This window comes from Aeromonas sp. FDAARGOS 1419 (genome assembly GCF_019047045.1).
Taxonomy (GTDB): domain Bacteria; phylum Pseudomonadota; class Gammaproteobacteria; order Enterobacterales; family Aeromonadaceae; genus Aeromonas; species Aeromonas veronii.
This window is the reverse complement of the sequence record NZ_CP077209.1, coordinates 1,776,749-1,799,436: the sequence shown is the minus strand read 5'-3', so window position 1 is coordinate 1,799,436 and position 22,688 is coordinate 1,776,749. Positions and strand designations below refer to the sequence as shown.

Annotated in this window: 20 protein-coding genes and 2 pseudogenes; 7 read left to right on the top strand and 15 right to left on the bottom strand. The window is 60.6% G+C overall.

Annotated features, from left to right (window positions below):
• Positions 1-25: 25 nt before the first annotated feature.
• The 10 genes from gloA to I6L49_RS07950 form a co-directional block, all read right to left on the bottom strand.
• The gene (gloA, locus tag I6L49_RS07995) at positions 26-439 is read right to left on the bottom strand and encodes a lactoylglutathione lyase (RefSeq protein WP_005347113.1); all 414 of its coding nucleotides are present in this window, start codon (positions 437-439) and stop codon (positions 26-28) included.
• A 171-nt stretch (positions 440-610) separates the two neighbouring features.
• Positions 611-1,252, bottom strand: coding sequence for an endonuclease III (gene nth / locus I6L49_RS07990; RefSeq protein WP_005350790.1), 642 nt, complete (start codon positions 1,250-1,252; stop codon positions 611-613).
• Positions 1,253-1,265: 13 nt separating this feature from the next.
• Entirely contained in the window at positions 1,266-2,018 is a 753-nt protein-coding gene (locus tag I6L49_RS07985) for an electron transport complex subunit E (protein ID WP_040067956.1), read from the bottom strand.
• Positions 2,019-2,042: 24 nt separating this feature from the next.
• Positions 2,043-2,675, bottom strand: a complete 633-nt coding sequence (gene rsxG, locus I6L49_RS07980; RefSeq protein WP_005359614.1) for an electron transport complex subunit RsxG — start codon at positions 2,673-2,675, stop codon at positions 2,043-2,045.
• A gap of 43 nt (positions 2,676-2,718) precedes the next feature.
• Complete coding sequence (gene rsxD, locus I6L49_RS07975) at positions 2,719-3,771, bottom strand: electron transport complex subunit RsxD (protein ID WP_005337606.1); 1,053 nt, start codon at positions 3,769-3,771, stop codon at positions 2,719-2,721.
• Positions 3,772-3,782: 11 nt separating this feature from the next.
• Complete coding sequence (gene rsxC / locus I6L49_RS07970) at positions 3,783-6,494, bottom strand: electron transport complex subunit RsxC (RefSeq protein WP_216951134.1); 2,712 nt, start codon at positions 6,492-6,494, stop codon at positions 3,783-3,785.
• Between the two features lie 14 nt (positions 6,495-6,508).
• The gene (gene rsxB / locus I6L49_RS07965; protein WP_005350799.1) at positions 6,509-7,087 is read right to left on the bottom strand and encodes an electron transport complex subunit RsxB; all 579 of its coding nucleotides are present in this window, start codon (positions 7,085-7,087) and stop codon (positions 6,509-6,511) included.
• Between the two features lie 2 nt (positions 7,088-7,089).
• Complete coding sequence (rsxA, locus tag I6L49_RS07960; protein WP_005337600.1) at positions 7,090-7,671, bottom strand: electron transport complex subunit RsxA; 582 nt, start codon at positions 7,669-7,671, stop codon at positions 7,090-7,092.
• A 202-nt stretch (positions 7,672-7,873) separates the two neighbouring features.
• On the bottom strand, positions 7,874-10,288 hold the full coding sequence (locus I6L49_RS07955) for a DUF2357 domain-containing protein (protein ID WP_216951133.1): 2,415 nt from the start codon (positions 10,286-10,288) through the stop codon (positions 7,874-7,876).
• Between the two features lie 11 nt (positions 10,289-10,299).
• Positions 10,300-12,204 (bottom strand): DUF3578 domain-containing protein, encoded by a 1,905-nt coding sequence (locus I6L49_RS07950; RefSeq protein WP_216951132.1) that lies wholly within the window; start codon positions 12,202-12,204, stop codon positions 10,300-10,302.
• A 265-nt stretch (positions 12,205-12,469) separates the two neighbouring features.
• On the opposite strand from I6L49_RS07950, the pseudogene I6L49_RS07945 reads away from it, so the two are divergent.
• Together I6L49_RS07945 and I6L49_RS07940 are read left to right on the top strand one after the other, a co-directional pair.
• Positions 12,470-12,820 (top strand): annotated as a pseudogene (locus I6L49_RS07945) (hypothetical protein); the annotation flags it as partial.
• Between the two features lie 163 nt (positions 12,821-12,983).
• The gene (locus I6L49_RS07940) at positions 12,984-13,352 is read left to right on the top strand and encodes a VOC family protein (protein ID WP_005337594.1); all 369 of its coding nucleotides are present in this window, start codon (positions 12,984-12,986) and stop codon (positions 13,350-13,352) included.
• 220 nt (positions 13,353-13,572) lie between these two features.
• Here I6L49_RS07940 and I6L49_RS07935 read toward each other — a convergent pair whose 3' ends face one another.
• A complete protein-coding gene (locus I6L49_RS07935) occupies positions 13,573-15,153 on the bottom strand; it encodes a carboxylesterase (RefSeq protein WP_216951131.1) in 1,581 nt (526 codons plus the stop codon).
• Positions 15,154-15,498: 345 nt separating this feature from the next.
• Between I6L49_RS07935 and I6L49_RS21095 the strand changes: the two genes are divergently transcribed.
• Together I6L49_RS21095 and rluF are read left to right on the top strand one after the other, a co-directional pair.
• Positions 15,499-15,621 carry a hypothetical protein gene (locus tag I6L49_RS21095; protein WP_005359634.1) on the top strand — a complete coding sequence of 41 codons (123 nt, stop codon included), beginning with the start codon at positions 15,499-15,501 and terminating at the stop codon, positions 15,619-15,621.
• Positions 15,611-16,627, top strand: a complete 1,017-nt coding sequence (rluF, locus tag I6L49_RS07930) for a 23S rRNA pseudouridine(2604) synthase RluF (RefSeq protein ID WP_216951130.1) — start codon at positions 15,611-15,613, stop codon at positions 16,625-16,627. The genes I6L49_RS21095 and rluF overlap by 11 nt, the downstream gene beginning before the upstream one ends.
• Before the next feature lie 67 nt (positions 16,628-16,694).
• Here rluF and I6L49_RS07925 read toward each other — a convergent pair.
• A pseudogene (locus I6L49_RS07925) lies at positions 16,695-17,958 on the bottom strand (cyanate transporter).
• A gap of 176 nt (positions 17,959-18,134) precedes the next feature.
• Between I6L49_RS07925 and I6L49_RS07920 the strand changes: the two are divergent.
• Positions 18,135-18,977 carry a LysR family transcriptional regulator gene (locus I6L49_RS07920; RefSeq protein WP_216951129.1) on the top strand — a complete coding sequence of 281 codons (843 nt, stop codon included), beginning with the start codon at positions 18,135-18,137 and terminating at the stop codon, positions 18,975-18,977.
• Between the two features lie 57 nt (positions 18,978-19,034).
• Here I6L49_RS07920 and rsmS read toward each other — a convergent pair whose 3' ends face one another.
• Together rsmS and I6L49_RS07910 are read right to left on the bottom strand one after the other, a co-directional pair.
• The gene (gene rsmS / locus I6L49_RS07915) at positions 19,035-19,190 is read right to left on the bottom strand and encodes a pleiotropic regulatory protein RsmS (protein WP_074042636.1); all 156 of its coding nucleotides are present in this window, start codon (positions 19,188-19,190) and stop codon (positions 19,035-19,037) included.
• A 95-nt stretch (positions 19,191-19,285) separates the two neighbouring features.
• Positions 19,286-19,753, bottom strand: coding sequence for an acyl-CoA thioesterase (locus I6L49_RS07910; RefSeq protein ID WP_139439853.1), 468 nt, complete (start codon positions 19,751-19,753; stop codon positions 19,286-19,288).
• A 138-nt stretch (positions 19,754-19,891) separates the two neighbouring features.
• Here I6L49_RS07910 and I6L49_RS07905 point away from each other — a divergent pair, with 138 nt between their 5' ends.
• On the top strand, positions 19,892-20,530 hold the full coding sequence (locus I6L49_RS07905; RefSeq protein WP_139428430.1) for a tellurite resistance TerB family protein: 639 nt from the start codon (positions 19,892-19,894) through the stop codon (positions 20,528-20,530).
• A gap of 153 nt (positions 20,531-20,683) precedes the next feature.
• Complete coding sequence (locus I6L49_RS07900; RefSeq protein WP_216951128.1) at positions 20,684-21,142, top strand: GNAT family N-acetyltransferase; 459 nt, start codon at positions 20,684-20,686, stop codon at positions 21,140-21,142.
• Positions 21,143-21,233: 91 nt separating this feature from the next.
• Here I6L49_RS07900 and I6L49_RS07895 read toward each other — a convergent pair whose 3' ends face one another.
• Positions 21,234-22,649, bottom strand: a complete 1,416-nt coding sequence (locus tag I6L49_RS07895) for a PLP-dependent aminotransferase family protein (protein WP_216951127.1) — start codon at positions 22,647-22,649, stop codon at positions 21,234-21,236.
• Positions 22,650-22,688 lie beyond the last annotated feature (39 nt).

The window sequence follows — 22,688 nt, the reverse complement described above, 5'->3', positions numbered from 1 at the left end:
CCATTCGGCAGCAGAATCGGGCAGCTTAGAAGCTGTCACCGAGGCCAGTACCGGCATCTTTCTTGGCGATCAGTTCAATCTTGTAACCGTCCGGATCTTCGACGAAGGCGATCACGGTAGTGCCGCCTTTAACCGGGCCCGGCTCGCGGGTGATCTTGGCACCGGCGGCGCGCAGGGCGTCGCAAGTGGCATAGATGTCGTCCGCTTCCAGCGCGATGTGGCCGTAAGCAGAGCCCAGTTCGTACTCGCTCACCCCCCAGTTGTAGGTCAGCTCGATCACCGCTTCATCCTTCTCGTCACCGTAGCCGACGAAGGCCAGGGTGTACTTGTACTCGCTGTTCTCGCTCTTGCGCAGCAGCTTCATGCCAAGGACACGGGTGTAGAAGTCGATGGAGCGTTGCAGATCGCCGACACGCAGCATGGTATGCAGAATTCTCATTGCTCAGTTCTCCGGGTTGGTGATGTGTACTGCTTTCAATCTCGGTTGCGAGGCTATCAGCTTTCTGGATAGACCTTCTCTTTGTACTCGCAGAGGTCCTCGATGATACAGGAACCACTGCAGCGGATGTTTGCGAGCGAGACAGGTAGGACGGTTGTAGCGCCCAGTCATTCAGCTCTCTGGATAGACCTTCTCTTTGTACTCGCACAAGTCCTCGATGATACAGGAACCACAACGGGGCTTGCGAGCCAGACAGGTGTAACGCCCGTGCAGGATCAGCCAGTGGTGGACATCCAGCTTGAACTCGGCGGGCACCACTTTAAGCAGCTTCTCCTCCACCTGATCCACGTTCTTGCCTACCGCAAAGCCAGTGCGGTTCGATACCCGGAAGATATGGGTATCGACGGCGATGGTGGGCCAGCCAAAGGCGGTGTTGAGCACCACGTTGGCGGTCTTGCGACCGACGCCCGGCAGGGCTTCCAGCGCTTCGCGGTTCTCCGGCACCTCGCCTCCGTGGCGCTCCAGCAAGATGGCGCAGGTCTTGATGACGTTCTCGGCCTTGGTGTTGAAGAGGCCAATGGTCTTGATGTACTCCTTGAGCCCGTCCACCCCGAGATCCAGCATCGCTTGCGGGGTGTTGGCCACCGGATAGAGCTTGTCGGTCGCCTTGTTGACGCTGACATCGGTCGCCTGCGCCGAGAGCAGCACGGCGATCAGGAGTTCAAACGGCGAGTTGAAGTTGAGCTCTGTGGTGGGGTGGGGGTTGTTTGCCCGCAGCCGCTCGAGGATCTCTCTGCGTTTCTGGTTGTTCATGGCTTGCGTCCGATCATAGCTCGGTCGCCCGGACGCGGGCCGGGGCAACGTTGCAGTGGGCCACTGTGGCTGCTTGTTTGCGGTCCCGCCAGTCGTTGATGGCGTTCTTGGCGGCGATCAGCAGTCCCAGCCCGATAAAGCCGCCCGGCGGTAAAATTGCCAGCAGCAGGCTGGCATCGGCGTGGAACAGCTCGATGCGCAGGGATTTGGCCCACTCGCCCAGCAGCAGCTCGGCGCCATCAAACAGGGTGCCCATGCCGATGATCTCGCGCATGCCGCCCAGTACCAGCAGCACCAGAGTAAAGCCAAGGCCCATCATCAGGCCATCGAGGGCCGCCAGCAGCGGCGGGTTCTTGGAGGCATAGGCCTCGGCGCGGCCGATGATGACGCAGTTGGTGACGATGAGGGCGATAAAGATGCCGAGCGCCTGATAGAGGCCGTAGGTGTAGGCGTTCATCAGCAATTGCACGCTGGTCACCAGCGAGGCGATGATCATCACATAGACCGGGATGCGAATATCCTTCGGCACCCAGTTGCGCACCAGCGAGACGGCGAGGTTGGAGCAGACCAGCACCGCCATGGTGGCAAGGCCCAGCCCCAGCGCATTGGTAAAGGTGGAGGAGACGGCGAGGGTCGGGCAGAGCCCCAGCACCTGCACCAGCGAGGGGTTGTTCTTCCACAGCCCCTGACTCATCAGCTCCTTGAGCTCGCCCTTGCGGCTTTCCAGCTCGGCAATCGGGGTTGCGCCCGTTTCAATCTGTTCCATCTGGTTCATGATGGCTCGACTCCGTTAGTTCGCCGCCGGACAAGCCGGGGCGTTGCTGAGCAGTTCGGGTTGCTCCTGCTGCAGTTTCAGCAGGTTCTTCACCGCCTTGACCACGGCTCGCGGGGTGATGGTGGCGCCGGTAAAGGCATCGAACTCGCCGCCATCCTTCTTCACCGCCCACTGGGGCTCGTTGTCATGGGTCAGGAATTTTCCGGCAAAGCTGTTGATCCAGTCCGATTTCTTCAGCTCGATCTTGTCACCGAGACCCGGGGTCTCGTTGTGAGCGAGCACTCGCACGGCGGTGATTGTGCCCTTGGCATCAAAGCCCGCCACGATGCGGATCGCCCCGCTGTAGCCATCCGGTGCGATCGCCTCCAGCGCATAGCCGGTCACCACGCCATTTTTGCTGGCGGTATAGAGGGCTTGCGGCTGATCGCTGCCGAGATACTTCCTGCTGGTCACCTGCTTGCAGCTGGCCACCAGATCGTTGTCATAGCTCCCCTCCGGCAGCAATACCGAGAGGGTCTGCTGTTTCTCCAGCTGCTGCTGGTGGGCGATTTTATCCTTGGTCAACTCGTTGGTCAGTACCACCAGCGCGGTACAGCCGAGCGCGAACATCGCCAGAATAAGGCCGTTCTTGCGCATGCTCTTTAACATGTCCGGGCTCCGTCAGCTGTGATGGGGAAAGAGGGCAGAAACATCATTGGCGACGGGCTCCATACACTTTCGGGCGAGTCAGGCTGTCAATAAAGGGTACGCAAAGGTTGGCCAGCAGCACGGCGAAGGCGAACGCATCCGGATAGCCGCCAAAGCGGCGAATGATGTAGACCAGCACCCCGATCAGCACGCCATAGACCAGTCGGCCGCGCGGTGTGGTGCAGGCGCTGACCGGATCGGTGGCGATAAAGAAGGCCCCCAGCATGGTGGCGCCGCTAAAGAGATGGAACATGGGCGTGGCAGTCGCATCCGGGCTCACCAGATAGCCGATGGTGGAGGCCGCCAGCAGGGCACCGAGAATCGCGGTCGGAATGCGCCAGTTGATCACCTTCTGCTGCAGCAGGAACAGGCCGCCCAGCAGATAGCCGAGGTTGACCCAGCTCCAGCCGATGCCGCCCCAACCCTCAAACAGCGGGCCGCTCAGGATCTCGCCGGTGGTGAGCCCCTGAGTCAGGCCGGTTTTCAGGGTATCGAGGGGAGTCGCCATGGTGAGACCATCCACCCCCTGCTTGAGCTGGGCCATGCTGTAGCCGTCGAGACTAAAGCCGGTGAAGATGACCGACGCCGCATCACCAAAGCCGAGGCTGTAGGCGCGCACGCTCTCCGGCGGCAGCCAGCTGGTCATCTGCACCGGGAAGGAGACCAGCAGCAGCACATAGGCGACCATGGCCGGGTTGAACAGGTTCTGACCCAGTCCGCCGTAAAGGTGTTTGGCAACAATGATGGCAAAGGCCGTGCCCACCACCAGCATCCACCACGGCAGCAGCGGCGGCAGGGAGAGACCAATCAGCACGGCGGTGAGCGCCGCACTGCCATCCATCAGGGCAGGCTTGATGGCGCGGCCACGGAGCTTGAGCACCAGCGCCTCGCACAGCAGCGCAGTGACCAGCGCCAGCAGGATCTGGATAAAGGAGCCCCAGCCGAAGAACCAGGTCTGGGCCAGCAAGCCCGGCACACAGGCCAGGATCACCAGCAGCATCAGGGTTCGGGTCTGTTTGCGGTTATGGGCAAACGGCGCAGTCGCAATATTGAACATGAGTCTGTCGATTACCTTGTGGTTGTTCGGTCGGCTGACGGGGCATCTTCAGCGGCGGTCCCGGCGGCTCTGGCTGCCTCGGCCGCCAGCTTCTTCGCCTTGGCGCGGGCCACGGCGGCTGCAATGGCCGCTTTTTTCGGATCAACCGGGGCGTCAACCGCTGGAGCACTCGCTTCAGGAGTCTCTGCTACGGCAAGTGGTTGCTCACTGCTGGCCGCATCGCTTTGCATCGGCTCGGCCGGTGCGCGCTCACCCTCAGCTCCGGCTCTATCTACCTGAGTACCGGCACTCTCTACCTCTGCACTGATACGCTCGCTCTGCTGGGCCAGCTTTTTGGCCTTGGCCCGGGCGATGGCTGCGGCGATAGCGGCCTTCTTGGGATCGACCGCTTCACTTGCAGCCGTATCGCTGTGGCTGGTGGTTACTTCGCTCTTGGCTAGCGCCACGTCAAGGGTCTCCGCGCTTGCTGATAGCTCACCTTGCGTACCCTCAGCACCGGCACTTTCGCCCTGCTGGGCCAGCTTTTTGGCCTTGGCACGGGCAATGGCAGCGGCGATAGCTGCCTTCTTGGGATCAACCGCTTCGCTGACAGCAGATGGCGCATCACTTTGGGTTGCAGCGGATTCGCTGGTGCCAGCATTTGCGGTCAGGTTGCCCTCAGCGCTGTCGCCCTGCTGCGCCAGCTTTTTGGCCTTGGCACGAGCGATGGCAGCAGCAATTGCAGCTTTCTTGGGATCTGCGGGTGCATCGCTTTGGGTGTCAGCGTCGGTTGTTGCGCTGTTGGCTGCGCTTACCGGCTCGCCACTGGCCTCGGCCTTTTTGGCTTTGGCACGGGCAATGGCGGCGGCAATTGCTGCCTTTTTCGGATCAACCTCTGCTTTTTGCTGATCAGCATCTACCGCAGGCGCAGCAACGGCTTCGGCAGCCACAGGCTCGGCGCTATCGCCAGCCTGAGCGGCTTTCTTGGCCTTGGCGCGCGCCAGTGCGGCGGCGATGGCTGCTTTCTTTGGATCGCTGGCGGGGTCAACCGCCTCGGCGGGTTGCGCCGCAGCGGCTGTTTCGCTGTTTGCGCTCTCTGCCAGCTTGGCGGCGCGGCGCGCTTCCGCTTCCCGTTTGCGGGCTTCGCGGGCGGCAATCACGGCGCTGTTGTCGGGCAAGCCCTCGGCGGTGGCGGCAATGGCAGTGATGGGGGCATCCTGCTTGGCCTTGATACGGGCCAGTGCGGCGGCTACCGGATCTTCGCCGCCTGCGGTCGTCATGGTTTGACGGCGCTGGGCGGCGGCTTCGGCGTGGCGCGCTTCGCGGGCTGCTTTCTCACGCTCGAAACGGGCCTGCTTGGCCTCGAAACGCTGCTTGGCGCGCTCGGCTTTTTCGGCCTCGGCACGGGCTTCGCGAATGTCGTCTTTGGCGATCTTGTAGTATTGCACCAGCGGGATCTCGCTCGGGCAGACCCAGGCACAGGCGCCGCACTCGATGCAGTCCATCAGGTTGAGCTTTTCGGCCTTGTCATACTCCTTGGCCCGGCTGTACCAGTAGAGCTCTTGCGGCAGCAGGGTGGCCGGGCAGGCATCGGCACAGGCGCTGCAACGGATGCAGGGCTGCTCCGGGCCGGGGGCGGGCAGCTCGGCCTGCGTCGGCGCCAGCAGGCAGTTGGTAGCCTTGACCACAGGCACCATGGCGTGGGGTAGGGTAAAGCCCATCATGGGGCCTCCCATGATCACCCGCTGCTCCGCTTCCGGTTGCAGCTCGAAACGCTGCAACAGCCAGCGCACCGGCGTACCCAGGCGCACCCAGGCGTTGCCGGGTTTCTTGAAGCTGTCGCCGGTGAGGGTGACGATCCGCTCGATCAGCGGCTCGCCGTCGATAATGGCGCGCTTGATGGCAAACACGGTGGCGACGTTGAGCACCATGATGCCGATATCGACCGCGCGGCCTCCCTTGGGCACCTGACGGCCGGTCAGCAGTTCGATGGTCTGCTTGGCACCGCCCGAGGGGTACTTGGTCGGTACCGTCTTGACCAGCACATCCTCATCGGTGGCGTGGCGGGTCAGCTGCTCGATCGCCTCGGGTTTGTTGTCTTCCACCCCGATCAGGGTGAGTTTCGGTTTGAGCAGGTGCTTGAGCACCCGGATCCCATCCATGATCTCGTCGGCGTATTGCTGCATCAGCCGATCATCGGTGGTGATATAGGGTTCGCACTCCAGCCCGTTGACGATCAGGATCTCGGTGAGCTGGCCGCGGCCGTCGAGCTTGCTGTGAGTGGGGAACACGGCGCCGCCAAGGCCCGCTACCCCCGCCTGCTGAATGCGCTCGAGCAGCTCGCCCCGCTCCAGATTCCAGTAATCGGCTTTGCCGTTGCGCTCGCCCCACTCATCTTCGCCATCGGGGGTGAGAATGACACAGAGATCGCCGAGCCCGGAGGGGTGGGCAACCGTGTGGTTGCCAATCTCGGTGATGGTGCCGGAGGTGGAGGCATGGACAGGGACGATCCGCCCCTTGGCATAACGGGTCAGCGGCTGACCCTTCTTGACCTTGTCGCCCACCTGCACCAGCAGATCGCCGGCGGGGCCTGCGTGCTGGCGCAGCGGAATAATGAGGCGCGGCGGCAGACCGGCGTCTACCACCGGGCTCTGGCTTGATTGCAGCTTGTTGTCGGCGGGGTGAATGCCACCGTGAAAGTCCCAGAGCGTGCCGGCTTTGATACGTTCGAGTAAGGAATGCATGGTTGCTCCGCTGTTTATTCCACTATCTTGACCGGAATCTTGCCCGGAACATGCACGTTATTGAGATCCCACTTCCAGTTATCGACCGTGGTGGGCACCGGGATCATCTCGATGCAGTCGGTCGGGCAGGGATCGACACAGAGATCGCAACCGGTGCACTCGTTGGCAATCACGGTATGCATCGCCTTGGTAGCTCCGACGATGGCATCCACCGGGCAGGCCTGAATGCACTTGGTGCAGCCGATGCACTGATCTTCGTGGATAAAGGCGACCTTCTTGACCGGCACGGCGGCCTCGTCACTGCCCCCCAGCGGCTGGGGCTCGACCCCCATCAGATCGGCAATCTTGCGCATGGTGGCCTCGCCACCAGGCACGCACTTGTTGATCTGATCGCCGTTGGCGAGCGCCTCGGCGTAGGGTTTGCAGCCGGGATAGCCGCACTGGCCACACTGGGTCTGGGGCAGCAGGGCATCGAGCTGGTCGACGATGGGGTCTGCTTCCACATGAAACTTGACGGCGGCAAAGCCCAGGATAATCCCGAACGCCAGCGCCAGCAGGGTGAGCACCAGAATGGCAAAGAGAATATGGATCATGGTTATATCTTGATAAGGCCGGTAAAGCCCATAAAGGCCAGCGACATCAGACCGGCGGTGATCATGGCAATCGACACCCCGCGAAACGGCGCGGGTACATCGGCGGCGACCAGACGCTCGCGCATGGCGGCAAACAGGATCAACACCAGCGAGAAGCCGGTGGCGGCGCCAAAGCCGTAGATCACGCTCTGGATAAAGTCGTGTCGCTCATTGATGCTGAGCAGCGCCACCCCGAGCACCGCGCAGTTGGTGGTGATGAGGGGCAGGAAGATCCCCAGCAGGCGATAGAGGGTCGGGCTGCTTTTGCGCACCACCATCTCGGTAAACTGCACCACCACGGCGATCACCAGAATAAAGGCGAGGGTGCGCAGATAGGCGATATCCAGCGGCAGCAGGATATAGTGCTCCACCAGATAGGAGCTGGCACTGGCGAGGGTCATCACGAAGGTGGTTGCCAGCCCCATGCCGATGGCGGTTTCCAGCTTGCCGGAGACCCCCATAAAGGGGCAGAGGCCGAGGAATTTCACCAGCACGAAGTTGTTAACCAGCACGGTGCCGATCAATAAAAGCAGGTACTCAGTCATCAATTACCGTCACTGAAAGTCGGGTTATCGGGGTTTGAAGGCGGGCGGTATTATCTGACGTTAGGGCCAGTTAAACAACCGCAAGGCCGCATGGTTATTATGCAACTGGATAATTTAGCCGGGGTTTTGGGCAAGATTGCGGACGGTTGTTTGGCGGCTTTGCCAGCACTTGGCTGGCAAAGCCGGGATAGCAGTCAGGTGTTCAGGCTGGATGCATGCGCAATAATTCCCCGTAATAATCCGGCAGTGCTGAAAATCCGGTCAATTCACCTTGCAAGTCTGCCAGTCTGGTCAGTCTCATTGCCGCTCTGAAACTTGCCGCATCCAGCTGTGTCAGAGGATGGAGCAATGAAATAGAGAGCCCCAGCTCCAGCAACCAGTAAGGATTCACATTCCCCCCGGCCAGCGGTGTACCGGTCTGCTCTTCGGTCAGTTGTTCCCTTCGCAGCTTCCGGCGTGTCAACACAGGCCATACACGGGTTACCTCACGCGTCAGGCCATCTGCTGCAAGGGTCGCTACGGCCAGATAGTTGATCTCGTTCATCAGCTGATCATCATAACGAGTGGCAATGGTTTCGGCAGGGGTGTGATACCAGCGGGCAGAACCATCACGAAATGTATCGAAGTAGCTCGCCGGGCGGCTGTTTTCCGGTGCGGTCGGAATGATCAGGGTGAGATCATGGTGGCGGACCTGCTGCATCCCCAGGGTGGCAATCCGGCTGGGCTCTTCCAGATAGAAGTGGCCCGAGCGGATGGCTGGATAGCGGAACTCTTCCCCCGATTTACCCAGCTTTTGCTCAAGGAAGGTTTGCAGCCAGCAAGAGCCGCTGTGATCCTCTGCTGGCAACAGGGCAAAGGCACCGATACCAATCCGGTCGATCTCCTCCTGATAGGGATTTTTCGTTCCGGTTTGCTGGCTCATAAAGCCCGGATAGAGCGCAAAAGCGCCAAAGGTGGGGCGGCTTGGTATCGGGTCATCCTGTTGCTGATAGAGCAGGGCATCCCGATAACGGTGCATCTGGTTGATAGCATCATCGGGCACCCTGTCTCTCGGATCATCTTGAGTGCCATTATCGACCCGGTACTTAGCATCAAACAGCCAGATAAAGGTGTCGCCACTGCCAGTGGTGGCTTCGATCAGAATGTCCGGCTTTTGGGGAACCAGCAGGGAGTGAACCGGCTTGTTGGTCTTGTGAAATCTGGGTTCATGGGCCAGCTTGAGCCTTACACCGTCTGCTGCACGAAGGTACTCCCAGCAGTATTTTATCCCCTCGGCCAGCCGGGTATCCCAACCATCGCGGGTGAAGTTAAAGGCTGGTGTTTTCACCTCGGTAAATCCCAGCGTCAGGATAATCCGGCGCACCTCGATCACGCACCAGAGCTCGTAGAGCTGATCCATGCTGCGCACGCCGGCCACGGCATCATTTCCCAACGCATCGAGATAGAGGCGCAGTTGCTGCCAGACCCGGTAAACCGTGCTATAGCCGCTCTTTTGCTGCAGTACCAGAGACTCGCGTTGTAACACCGTCGCCGGACCTATCTCCTGCATCAGGGGGTGAGCCAGCGCCTGATCCAGCGGTTTGCTCCACACCTTCAGACGGTCAAAAAAGGCTCTGGACAAGAGGGTGCGATCGCCCTGTTGTGTCAGCTGTTGCAGCATCCTTCCGGCGCGCTCCAGCACAAACTTGATAAAGCGGTTTTCCGGGGTATCCGTGGTCAGTTGTTTACGTTCCACCCGGTATCTGCGCTCGATACCGTTATCCAGATCCTGGCGGATCTGTTCGGCCTGCTTCGGGCGTGGCGGGCGCTTCATTCTGGCGGCCAGCAGATATTCGGTCTTGCTTTGCAGCCTGCTGTGGGGCGCATTGATGATCTGGCGGATCCCCCGCTCAAGGTCCTTGTGCAGGGCTTCGAAATGGGCAAGCCAGAGCAGGGGGAACGGTTCGGCCTTGCGCTGGCTGCGCCCCCCTTGCTGACTGGTTGCGCTGTTCAGGGTAAAACGCCAGTAGGGGTACTGCTCATCCAGCACCTGATGGATCAGCGGCACATCCCGGCGGATATCCAGCTTGACCGGATAGACCTCGAACCAGAGCGTCAGCTGAATGCGAGCAGCTTTTCCTGCAGCCGATTTCGGTTGATAAGAGAAGGGAAGTGCAAGTGTGCCTACTTCGTTACCGGTATTGAATCCCCCCAGCAGCTCCTGCGATCCATGCCTGCTTTTGAAGCGAAATGACTCGCAGATCCGCTGCAGATGATGCTCCAGCCGCGGCGTATCACTCCCCTCGCTAACGCCGTGAAGAAACTCCCATTCGAATTCGTAAAAGCAGTTTTCATACAACAGAGGGGTTGGCAGTACCAGAGCGGAGAGCGCCTGATCATCAGGCAGTTCTAGCGGGCAGCCATCAGCCTCAGCCAGAGTGATGGAAAGGGGCTGCGAGAAGCGCACAACTGGCGGTTCGTATCTGCCAGCACTCGCTGACAGGCCCGCTTTGCCGATCACCTGTTGATGATGGACGCGGGTAGCTTGTAACTGCCGATAACGATCCCCGACTGTCTTCTCATTGGCATAGATCCGCAAAATCCAGTCACGGCTCTGCAGGGTAAACAGGCACTCCATCACAACCCCCCTTACGGCCAGAAGCTGGTAAAGCACTGCCGTGCCAGCCGCTCTTTCATCCAGGTCAGTTTCTTCTTGCTGCGGCAGGGGACGTGCGGCGGTTCTGCGGGGGCGGAATCTTCACCGGCGGCAGCCACCTTGCGGTTAAACAGGTCAGGGCGTGTGTTATCCCAGTGACTACCAAATTGTTCTGCCAGCACCTTTTCCAGGTCTGTCAGCAGGTCGCCATCAGCCGTCAGATGGCTGCGCAACTTGTCACTATCCCCCTCAATGCGCGGCAATACCTTGCACATCATAAAGTCATCCCAGATGGCGACCAGTTCTGCGGTATTGGCGGGATGATGGGCCAGCAGGGCCAGCATCAGCTCGTTCAGGGCGCGATAGGCCAGTTCGAACGGGCTCTGTTGCAGCACCCCGTTGACTGCCTTCAGGAAGGTGACGCTCTCTTTACTGTATTGCTCCAGTGCCGAGACTTCAGTAATGGCGCGTCCGTCTGACCAGGTCGGATAACCCAGCCGTTTTGGCTGCAATGCCGGTGCAAAGTAGGCATCGAAATCGTTGGGGAAGAACTCGTTAAAGTCGAAGGTGAGGGCCCTGTCGATCACCTTGCGGGAAAAGCCGTGGGTGGTCTCGTCCATATTGACGGTACCGGCCACCATCAGGTTGAAGGGGATAGCGATACCGTGTTGGCAGAAGCTGGCCCAGATCTGCTGATGCAGTGAAACATCGAGGTCCAGTCCCAGTTTTTCCGCCAGTTCGGTACGCGCGCTCTCATCCAGTTGCTGGCTAAGCGTATCTGCTTTGAGCAGGGGATCGCACCGGTAGACATAGCCGTAGTCCACCCCTTCTTTGTCGTTAAATACAGTCAGTTCGGGTGAGGTATACCAGTGGCGGGTCTCCAGTACCGATAGATAGTCGGCGAAATATTGTTCAACCGGCGCCAGGTTCATCTCGTCGAGGCAGAGCCAGAAGGGGGGAATATGGTCCAGTTGTTCCTGGCTCAGACCAATCTTGCCATCGGCTCTCACTTCGCCAATACGCTCGTAAATATGGATCCAGGCTTGGGTAATAAAATGCAGCACCGGCGTTGATACATACTCCTTTTTACCACTGATCCTGGAGATATAGCCCAGTAGATCGGAGGGTTCGTGCCAGTCTGGTCGTACAGGAACCAGGCAGTAATTTTTCTGGCCTGGATAGTCCTTGACCTGCTCACGAATAAAATGGGTTTTACCAGTACCAGAAATGCCAGCGAGGAGGAGAAACGGTTTGTAAAGGCTTGAGGGGTTGAATTTAGCTATATTCTTTATATCTAATATAGGATGTTCTTTGTTAGATAAAAAACTAACGCACTTATCATACAAACTAAGCAGCCACTCAAGATCTTTTATTAGCTCTTCATCTGAAGGTATGTCATCAGCCGGGTAATATTTTGCTGAAATATTTGTTGGTTCATATGATCTCCCCAGATTTGTTGTTGCATGTAGGTTTAGAGAGTCGTTATCCCATGTGGAGAACTCAGTGATATTGTTCAGAAGTTGTAATTTTAACTCAATGGCTTGTCTTTGGGCATTTACCGTACCTAATTCCCGGGTGGGCGCTGTCGTTCCTTGATTTAAAGAGAGGTAAAATCCAGAACCATCGGCGCAGAATAAATAAACAGGATATATTCCAGACTGTGTTGTGGTGGTGATTCTTGTATCAAGGATTGAAATCCAAGGCACATTCGCCCAATTGCCAGCTCCAACGCTAGCCTTGATTTTAAGTTCTTCGTTAGAACGATGGGCTATATTTTCGATGGACTCTTTTAGTTCGGTTCTAAAAATTACTGCTGTTGGGTGATTGGTAAATTGTTCCGTGGTTGCGCGTACCCAATTTGACAGTATTTGTTTAAATAAACTTTGAATCTCGCTCATTTAAAACACCAAAGAGTGATTTTTTGTAAAGGCTGTAATGTTAACATCAGAAGTTGTTGTTACCAATGAAATTTTATGTTGATAGGTTCATTTTTTATTTACATCTCTCTTTGGGAAATAGAGAAGCATGATTTTTTGGTAAGTTTGAACACGGATAACTGATCCAGAGATGGTTACTTAGCGCGATGGTTTTATTGTCATCAGATATTTTTGAATGAGAATTCAAGAGGTATTCGCACGCTCATGTTGAGGAGGGCGCGATTCACCCTTCTCGTTTCAGCTGTGGCAGATCCAGCAGCCGAGCGTTTGTCGTCCCTACGAGCAGGATGTGCGGCGCTTTAGCCAGTGCACGGTCAAGGCGTCCGCCCTGTTTCACAAGCTGTGTGATGACTTGACCCGGCAGGATGACAGCAGTTGGCAACTGCCCAAATTTCGCACCATGTACTGCTCGGCTGCCGTCAGTTATCGGCCGATGATTGCAGAGATTGGGGATGCCAAGCAGAGTCCTGCCAAGCTGGCAGAGCGGGCTTGCAATCAGGCGATTCTGGCGGCAATGGACAGTGACGATGAGACCCTGCAGGCCCAGCGTGACAAAGCGTGCGCTGCGGTGCAGTGAGGCGAGTTTATCTGACCAGATCATTTGCGCTCGCTTTGCGCGTCACGACACACATGGGCTTCCCCTTGCCGGGTATGATGGGGTAGCCCGCCGTGGCGACGACAGTCGGATGCTCGCGGGCATATGTCGGTCACATCAGCCAGATCACCACCAGGAGGTAACCATGATCAGCCATATCGACCATCTGGTATTGACGGTCAGTGATATCGAACGGGCCGTGGCGTTTTACAGTTCGGTGCTCAATATGGAGGCCATCACCTTCGGTGCGGGGCGCCGGGCCGTAGGGTTTGGCAACCAGAAGATCAATCTGCAACTGCTTGGGCAGGAGCCGCGCAATCGGGCGCAGGTGGGGTCGGGGGATGTCTGCCTTATCACCCGCTGGCCGCTGGAGCAGGTGATGGCCCAGCTTGCCTGCCACGGGGTGGAGATTGTCGAGGGGCCGGTGACCAAAAGCGGTGCCTGTGGGCCGATAGAATCCATCTACTTCCTCGACCCTGACCAGAACCTGATAGAAGTGAGCATCTATCCCTGACAGGGTTGGCGCGGCGCCTGACGGTGCAACACCTATCAGAATCACTCTACTTCCTCGACCCGGATCAGAATCTGATAGAAGTGAGCATCTATCCCTGAGCCTACCAAGCCATCACTCCCATCGCCATCATCAATAGAAAGGGGCCGTCAATTGACGACCCCTTTCTCGTATCGCCATCGACCCAGCGCCAGTGGCTCTTTGCCGATACTCCAGAAACGCCCTAGAAAGGCGCGCTGCTCTCGTCGCTCTCCTGTAAAAACTGCTCCACTTCTGCCTGATAGGCCGCATCATATTGATTGCTGCTGGCAGGGGGGGCAGCGGCAGGGCTGGTAACGGGAGGGGCGGTGAGGGTCTCCATCACCCGCTGCTGCAGATAGGGGTAGAAGGGGTTGGAGGAGGTGCGGGTGAGGGCGCCGGGGTTGACGATCAGCACGCCGCGCTCGCCACGCAGGGCCAGACCACCGAGATTGATGCCGTATTGCTCCCGCTGCTGCGGGCGCGCCGCCATGCCATAGAGGGGGTCGTCCATCGGGAAGGGGAGCGCCACATGGGAGAGGGAGTAGATCTCCTTGGGATAATCGATACCCAGCGGGCGGAGCTGCTCAGGCTGATCTGCGCTGGCCAGCGTTCTGGCCTGCGTCGCGGGAGAGGCGGGTTCCACATTGCCCACCACGGTAAGGCGATAGTGCCCGGGGGCGTTTGGCAGCAAGCGGTGCAGCGCCAGCTCGGAGGCCGAGCTCATCAGCGGGCCAAACAGGGTGCTGCGGTTGATATCAAACAGCACCAGCTCGCTGCCGTTGGCCGGCAGGTAGTGGTAGAGATCGGCAATGATGGAGCGGGTGCTGACGGTGTAGTCCATCACCGACTGGAAGGTGAGGGCGGGGGGAAACGCCGCCAGCTCGCCACTGGCGGCCAGCTGGCGTACCTGCTGCTGAATGGCGTGGGTCAGGCGGTAGGACTGGCGCGCGCCGTTGACCGGGAACGAGTTGTACTTGAACGGGTTGAACTCCGGCATGGTGTCGAGCCAGGCGGCGTTGGCAAAGGCGGGCAGCAGGGCAGGCACGGCCTTGAGCCCGGCGAAGCGGGCAAAGCGGGTCACCCCGATCATCGGAGAGATCAGTACCAGCCGATCCGGTTTTGCCAGCGTGCCGCTCGGGTCGGCCAGCGCATCGAGCGTATATTTCACCGCCAGCGCGCCGCCGTTGGAAAAGCCCACCAGATGCAGCGGCCGCTTGCCCGGTGCCAGCAATCTGGCCTCCCGCACCGCCAGTCGGGTGGCGGCCAGCCAGGTTTCCCAATCCACATCCACGAGGCCAGCGGGCACAGTGCCGTGGCCGGGGATCCGCAGCCCCAGCGCGATAAAGCCCTGCTGCTGATAGCGTCTAGCCAGATGGCGCAGACTGTAGGGGGAGTCGGTCAGGCCGTGCAGCAGCACCGCCACCCCTTTGACTTCCCCCTCGGGGCGCAGCAGGTAGGAGCGGTTCCAGTTCTGCTGAAAGCGGGCGGGATTGATGGGGGCGTCCTGATAGTAGCGATTGCTGGCCAGTTGCTGCTCCGGCGGTGTTTTGGCGACTACCTCGGTGGCCACCAGCTCGAACAGCTCTGCTTCGCGGGCCAGATAGGCTTGCCAGTCGCTGCGATCGAGCTCATCGGCACTGAGTTCGGGGGGCACCACTGTGTGCCACAGCTGCAGCGGCGCTGCCTGCCAGGCGAAGTAGGCGATCACCGCCCATGCGGTCAGCAACAGCAGCAACAGGGTCAGCAGAGCACGGCGAACAAGGCGGCGAGTGTGAGCCAGCATGGTGCAATCCTTGGCGATAGGGGTGGGGCCGCCTCTGGGCGGGCGAGTTCGGCGCAGCACCCTAGGCGCTGCCAATCGGCTTAAAGCCTAATAGAAACAAGGTGATATGTATAGTTGATGGCGTTCGGCCACGCTGGCTGTGGGCGCCTGATCACGACGTTGGCATCAGGCTGGCCGTTCAAAGGTTGCATCGCGGGCCATCTGGCGGCGTGAACTTGTTCGCGGATGCCCGCTTGGGCGCTGCGGCCCTGCAACTATCTGCCCCTGAACGGGGGCAATTATGCTACTGTAGCGGCGTTTTTTGATGGATAAGCTGGCATTGGCCTTTTTTGAAGATGGAATGGTATGCAGAACTTTGACGTAGTGAATTGGCTGATGCAGCAAACAGCCTCCCCGGCACAGCCGGAACAGGCGATGGCACAACCGGGCGCGGCCCAGAACCTGTGGCAGGTGATCCATGCTGGCTAACGAATCCATGCGCCTGAACAAATACATCAGCGAGAGCGGCATCTGCTCGCGCCGCGAGGCCGACCGCTTTATCGAGCAGGGCCACGTCTTTATCAACGGCAAGCGGGCCGGGATCGGCGATCAGGTGCAGGTTGGCGATCTGGTCAAGGTGAATGGTCAGGTGATCGAGCCGCGCGAGGCGGACAGTCTGGTGCTGATCGCCCTCAACAAGCCGGTGGGCATCGTCAGTACCACAGAGGCGGGCGAGAAGGACAACATCGTCGATTTCGTCAACCACAGCACCCGGGTCTTCCCCATCGGGCGGCTCGACAAGGATTCGCAGGGGCTGATTTTCCTCACCAACCACGGCGATCTGGTCAACAAGATCCTGCGGGCGGGCAACGATCACGAGAAAGAGTATCTGGTGACCGTCGACAAGCCGGTGACCGAGGAGTTTGTGCGCGGGATGGCGGCCGGGGTGCCGATCCTCGGTACTGTGACCAAGAAGTGCAAGGTGAAGAAAGAGGCGCCGTTCGTCTTTCGCATCACGCTAGTGCAGGGACTGAACCGCCAGATCCGCCGCATGTGCGAGTACTTCGGTTTTGAAGTGACCAAGCTGGAGCGCATCCGCATCATGAATGTCAGCCTCAAGGGGCTGCCGGTAGGCGAGTGGCGCGATCTCACCGACGACGAGCTGATCGATCTGTTCAAGCTGATTGAGGACTCCTCTTCCGAGGTGAAACCGGCCAAAGGCGACAAGCCCAAGGCGGCCAAGGCCCCTGCGGTGCAAAGCGCCAAACCGGGGCAGGGCAAGAAGCCGCGCCGCGATGATGATCACGAGATTGGCGGTCGCCCCAATGTGCCGGGCCCGGAAGCCTTCGAGAAGAAGCTGCCGGTGGGCAAGGGTGGTGCGGGCAAAGGTGCTGCCAACAAGGGCGGCGCTGGCAAAGGGGCTCCCAAGGGTGGCAAACCGGCCGCTGGCAAGCCGCGCACCGCTAACACAGGGCGGCAGAAGAAGGGGCGCTGAGTTGCTCCCCTGAGTGGCGTCAGCCTACCTTGTCATCCCCAACACGGTTATCCCCAACACACCGGCCTCAGGCCGGTGTGTTGTTTTGGGCAGCAGAGCTGGTTGGGAGAGGTGCCGAAAGGGACGGCTCGCTGGCGGTCGGTAACCGCATAACGCGAGGATAGTGGCGCGGGTCGAGGCGCAGCACCAGCAGGCTCATCAGCAGTAATCCCCCCAGTTGCCACTGCCAGGCGGCCGCAAAGTCGCCCATATAGTGATAGAGCCGCGCCGCCACCCAGGGGCCGGTGGCCGCCAGCATAAAGCCGAAGCCCTGCATCAGGGCGCTCAGGGTGCCGGCGCGGCGCGGGTCGGGCAGGTGATCGAGCGCAATCACCATGATCAGCGAAAAGCTGCCGCCAAGACCGGCACCGCACAGCATGCACCAGAGAATGGGGGCACTGGCTGGCGCCAGCCAGAGGCCGGCAAATCCCGCCAGCTGCATGGCGATGGCAAGGCCCATCCACGGCCGCCGATCCTGACTGCGGGCGGCCAGCAGCGGCAGGCCGAGGCCGCTGGCAGTCTGGGCCAGCGCCAGCCAGGCGACCAGTTTCGCCCGCCTGCGCGGCGCTCCACCCCTGCGCCATATAGGCGGGGGCCAGCCAGGCCACGACGATGCCGTAGCCACTGTTGATGATGCCAAAGCAGACGATCAGCAACCAGCTGCGGGGCAGGGTGATTAGCCGCTGCTCGCCGTGGGGAATGGCGACCGCGGTGGCCCGCGGCAGACGCACTTTCCACCCTAGCCAAACGAGGGCCAGCAGCACCGGCAGGCTCCAGAGCGCCAGCGCCCGCGACCAGTCGAGGCTCGTCGCCAGCCTTGGGGTGAGGCTGGACCCCAGCGCTCCGCCCCCCATCATGCAGGCGGAGAAGATCCCCATCACCAGCGGCACCTTGCGGGCGAAGGCCTGCTTGATCAGTGCCGGCAGCACCCCCTGCACCAGTGCCGACCCAAGGCCGCAGAGCGCCGCGCTGGCGATCAGCAGGGCGCCGCTCTGGGCATCGAAGCGCATGGCGCTGCCAATGCCGAGCAGCAACAGGGCCAGCCCCAGCAGTTGGCGCGGGCTGGCGCGCCGGCGCAGGCTGGGAGTGAGCAGCACGCCAATCCCGATGAGCCAGAGTGGCAGCAGGGTGAGCCAGGCGAGGGTGTCCATCCCCAGCGACAGGGTGCGGCCAATCTCGCCGCTCAGCGGGCCGATGGCGGTAAGAAAGGGGCGCAGATTCAGGCCAATCAGGATCACCAGCACCAGCAGGGCAGTCTGGCCTGCGGGTTGATCGGTATTTCGTTGATTCATCGGGTGCAGTTTCCGGTTCTGGGAGAGACAGGGGGCATTCGGGACACGGAGTCATCGGGGCTGAACATGGCAGATCACCGTCAAAGGAGGCAAAAACGCCAGCCTAGCGGGCTCGAAAGTCATTTGGAAATTAAATGATAGAATGGGTTTCAGTGGTTTTGTAAATGGAGTGCCCCATGCTGGATCCCCTGTTACTGCGCAGTTTTGTAGCCATTATCGACACCGGCAGCTTTACCCGCGCCGGTGAACGGGTCCATCTGACCCAATCCACCATTAGCCAGCAGATCCGCCGCCTTGAGCAGCAGCTTGGCTGTCCGCTGTTGGACCGCTCCGGTCGGCAGGTGGTGGCAACGGCGGAGGGAGAAAAATTGCTGGGGCTGGCCCGCCGCATTCTGGCGCTGCTGGCACAGGCCGAGGAGCAGGTGAGCGAGGGGAGCATGGCGCTCAGCCTCGGGGTGCCAGAGGATTTTGCCGCAGGGGCCATCACTCCGGTGCTGGCCGCCTTTGCCCGCGACTACCCCGAGGTACGGTTGGAGGTGCAAAGTGGCCTGAGTCACGAGATCTGGCAGCGCTTCGCGGCGGGAGAGCTGGATCTGGCGCTGGTCAAGCAGACGCGCGGGCAGGGGGCGCCCCTTGCCAGCTGGCGCGAGCCGCTGGTGTGGGTTGACAGTCGCGACTGGCCCGCACGGGAACGGGATCCGCTGCCGCTGGTGGTATTCCCGAGCGAAGGGCTCTATCGGCGGCAGATGACCGAGGCGCTCGATGGCCTCGGTCGGCGTTGGCGTATCGCCTATGTCAGCGCCAGCCTTGCCAGCTTGCAGGGGGCGGTGAGTGCGGGCATTGGCGTGAGCTTGCTGCCCAAACGGTTGATGCCCGCCGATCAGCTGGCCCTGACCCAGTGGCCCAAGGTGGCGTCGGTGGAGCTGGCGCTGCATGCAGGGGGAAGCGGGAGCGAGCCGCTCACCCGCTTGAGCGCGGCCCTGATCGCCCTCTGTGACGAGGTGATGGGGCTGCAGTAATTTGCGGTATGGGGAAAAGTTGAAGTCTGAAAAAACGCAACAAAGTGTGAGGACGGATCAGTGATCCTTCCCCTCCGCCAGCTTGCGCTCGTAATCCTGTTTCACGATGGCCAACGCCGCCAGCACCAGCTCGGGGGCCAGCTGGTTGGTTTCCAGCAGTTCAATCAGATCCACCGCGAGTTTTACCTCGGGCGGGGCAGTTTCCAGTGACATGGGCAGGGTTCCGGTTGCGGGAAGAGGGGGGATTATACAGGGGCGCCGCCGTTGGCCGAAAGCGCCCCGCTCTGTCGGGTTGTGAGGCATGAAGGTCAGAGGTGCTGGCGCATCTCCTTGTCGATCTCCTCGCGCAGGGCGATGAGCTTTTTGGCGTACTGCTGCAACTGCAGATCGCTCTCGCTCACCGGCTGCCACTGGGGCACCGGGGTTGGCTTACCGTGCTCATCCATCGCCACAAAGATGATGATGCAGTGGGTGGTCTTGTGGCGCTCGGTGTCGGTGGGGTGGCGGCTGTAGACATCCACCGCCAGATGCATGCTGGTGGTGCCGGTGTGGATCACCTGGGCGTGAACCTCTACCAGCTGGCCAATCTGGATGGGGCGCAAAAAGCGGATCCCCCCCACATAGACAGTCACCGCATAGCCGCCACACCAGCCAGCAGCGCAGGCATAGCCCGCCTGATCGATCCACTTCATCACCATGCCGCCGTGGACCTTGCCGCCGAAATTGACGTCGGAGGGTTCGGCCAGAAATTGCAGGGTCAGTTCGCGATTGGGCACAGTTACATCCTTATTGCCTGAAGGGTTTCCCTGAGCTTTGCCCCATCGGCCTGCCCGGTCAAGGGTTCATCCCCGATTCAGGGGGGCGGGGTCACTATCTGGCTCTATCGACGGGAACATAGCCGCAGGAGTGACACCATGAAACAGATGCTGGAACAGTTGCTGGGGGCTGGCAAAGGCTGGCTCAACGAAGGCGGAGAGAAGCGCAAGGGGCAGATGCAGGGGGCGCTGGCCGGTGGCGCGCTCGGTCTGTTGCTGGGCAATAAAAAAGTGCGCAAATATGGTGGCAAGGCCGCTGCCGTGGGCGGCGCCGCAGCCCTTGGCGGGCTGGCCTACAAGCTCTATCAGGATTGGCAGGCCCAGCAGGCGGCACCGGCCCAGCCCACCCATCCCATCAGTGGGCTGGAAGGCAATGCGCTGGATGCCCGTGCGGCCCTCTTGGTGCGCGCCATGGTGGCGGCGGCCCGGGCCGATGGCCATATCGACGGTGCCGAGCGCCAGAAAATCCAGGAGTACCTGACCGAACAGGGTCAGAGCGATGTCGCCCGCTGGATTGACGCCGAGCTGGCCCGCCCCCTCGATCCCCACGCGCTGGCGCGGGAAGTGACCGACATGGAGCTGGCCACCGAGGTCTATCTCGCCTCCCTGCTCGCCATCGAAGTGGATCACTTTATGGAGCGCGGTTATCTCGACGAACTGGCGCGCGCCCTCAAGCTCGATGACAACCTCAAGGGCAGCATCGAGCGGCAGGTGGCCCAACTTAACGCCCCCGCCTGATACCCCTCATCGCCATGGATTGCCGATAACGCCCCGCTCAAGGGGCGTTGTTGTTTCTGCTGCCCGCCAAAAGATACGGATGAGCCTATTTGGATTGCGGGGCACAGCCCCTAAGATGGCGCAAAGAGATCACTTTTTTGCAAGGAGCAACCGTTGGAGATTCGCAAGGCAACCGCACTGGATATAGACGCCATTGTCGAGCTGAACCGGCAGATAGGAGAGATCCACCATCAACACTATCCCGAGGTGTTCTGCCCCCCTTCGCCAGAGGAGCGGGCATTTTTGCTGAGCGCCATCGGTGCAGAAGGGCGTCTATTCTGCGTTGCCGAGCAGGATGGCAGGGTGGTGGGCTTTTTGACGGCGCGGATAGACATCAATGAGAGCGTGCCGTTTCTCACCCGTGCGCCGATTTGTCGTATCGGCTCGGTGGTGGTGGATGAGCAGCACCGCTCCCGCGGGATTGGCAAGGCGCTGATCGCCCATTGCGATGAGTGGGCCAAGGCCCGTGATGCTCAGCAAATCCGGCTGGAGGTGATGGCCTTCAACGAGCGCGCCAAAGCCCTCTACGAGGCGCTGGGCTTCAAGGTGCAGTCGCAGATCATGGCCAGATGATCAGTTTTTGATGGCGAGACAAGGCGCGTCCCCCCAACTACACAGGCCCGTTGCGGACCTTTGTTCGTTTCGTCAGCGGCTCTTTGCCACGTTACTTTTCACCGAGTTGTGCGGCAATCAGTGCGGCCAGCCGGGTGAGGGCCTGCTCCAGCTGTTCGCTCCAGGGATGGGAGCTGTTGAGGCGCAGGCAGTGGTTGTGTTGTCCCTGACTGGAAAAGAGCGCGCCGGGGGCCACTGAAAAACCGCTGCCCAGAGCCTTGGCGTGCAGGGCGCGGCTGTCGAAATGGGCAGGCAGCGCCAGCCAGAGAAAGTAGCCGCCATCGGGGGAGGAGATCCGCACTTCGCTGGGCAACAGCCGTTGCAGGGCCGCCCGCATCTGCTGCTGGCGCTGGGCCAGGGTGTGGCGCAGACGGCGAAAGTGGGCATCGACACCGCCCTGGCGCAGCATCTCGGCCAGCGCCAGCTGGCTCGGAACATTGGTGGAGAGGGTGGACATCAGTTGCAGCCGTTGAACCCGCTCGGCATGGGGCCCCGCCACCACCCAGCCGACCCGAAAGCCCGGCGCCAAGCACTTGGAAAAGGAGCTGCAAAGCAGGCTGTCGCCACGCTGATCCCAGTGCTTGATGGGTTTGGGGCGCTCGCGGCCGAAGTAGACCTCCGCATAGACGTCATCCTCCACCAGCGGCACCTTGTGGGCGTTGAGCAGTGCCATCAGCCCCTGTTTGTGCGCATCTGGCATGGTGTGGCCCAGCGGGTGCTGCACATTGCCCATCAGCCAGCAGGCCTTGATCGGCATCTGGCTGAGGGCGTCGGCCAGCAGGTCGAGATCGATGCCCACCCCCGGAATGACCGGGATCTCCACCGCCTTGAGTTTCAGCCGCTCGATGGCCTGCAGGGCGCCATAGAAGGTGGGGGACTCCACCACCACCCAGTCACCGGGCTCGGTCAGCACCTGCAGGCTGAGGGAGAGTGCCTCCATGGCACCGGTGGTGATGATGATCTCCTGCGGATTGACCGCCACCCCATCGCTGGCGTAACGCTGGGCGATGGCGCGGCGCAGCGCTTCGTTGCCGGGGGGCAGGTCGGCCACTGTGCTGAAGGGATCGAGCTTGCGCATGCAGCTGGCCAGGGCACGCCCGAGCTGGGGATGGGGGAACAGGGTCGGGTCTGCCACCGACATGCCAAGGGGCACCAGATCCCGCGATTTGCTCGCCTGCAACACCTCGAACACCAGATCGTTGATATCCACCGAGCCGCTGTAGTGGGTCTGGCTCGGCGTGTGCTGCACGACCTGTGGTGAGGCGGCTTTGACGTAGTAACCGGACTGGGGGCGGGCGAGGATCCGCCCCTGACTCTCCAGCAGTTGATAGGCCTGCAACACCGTCATGGGGCTGAGCCCGTGGGTCTTGCAGCTCTGGCGAATGGAGGGGATGCGCTCCCCCGGTTGCCAGATGCCATCGTCAATCTGGCTTTGCAGGCGGTCGGCCAACTGCTGGTAAAGGGACATGATCTGGATCAACTGTTATAGGTGTAATTCAATATAACT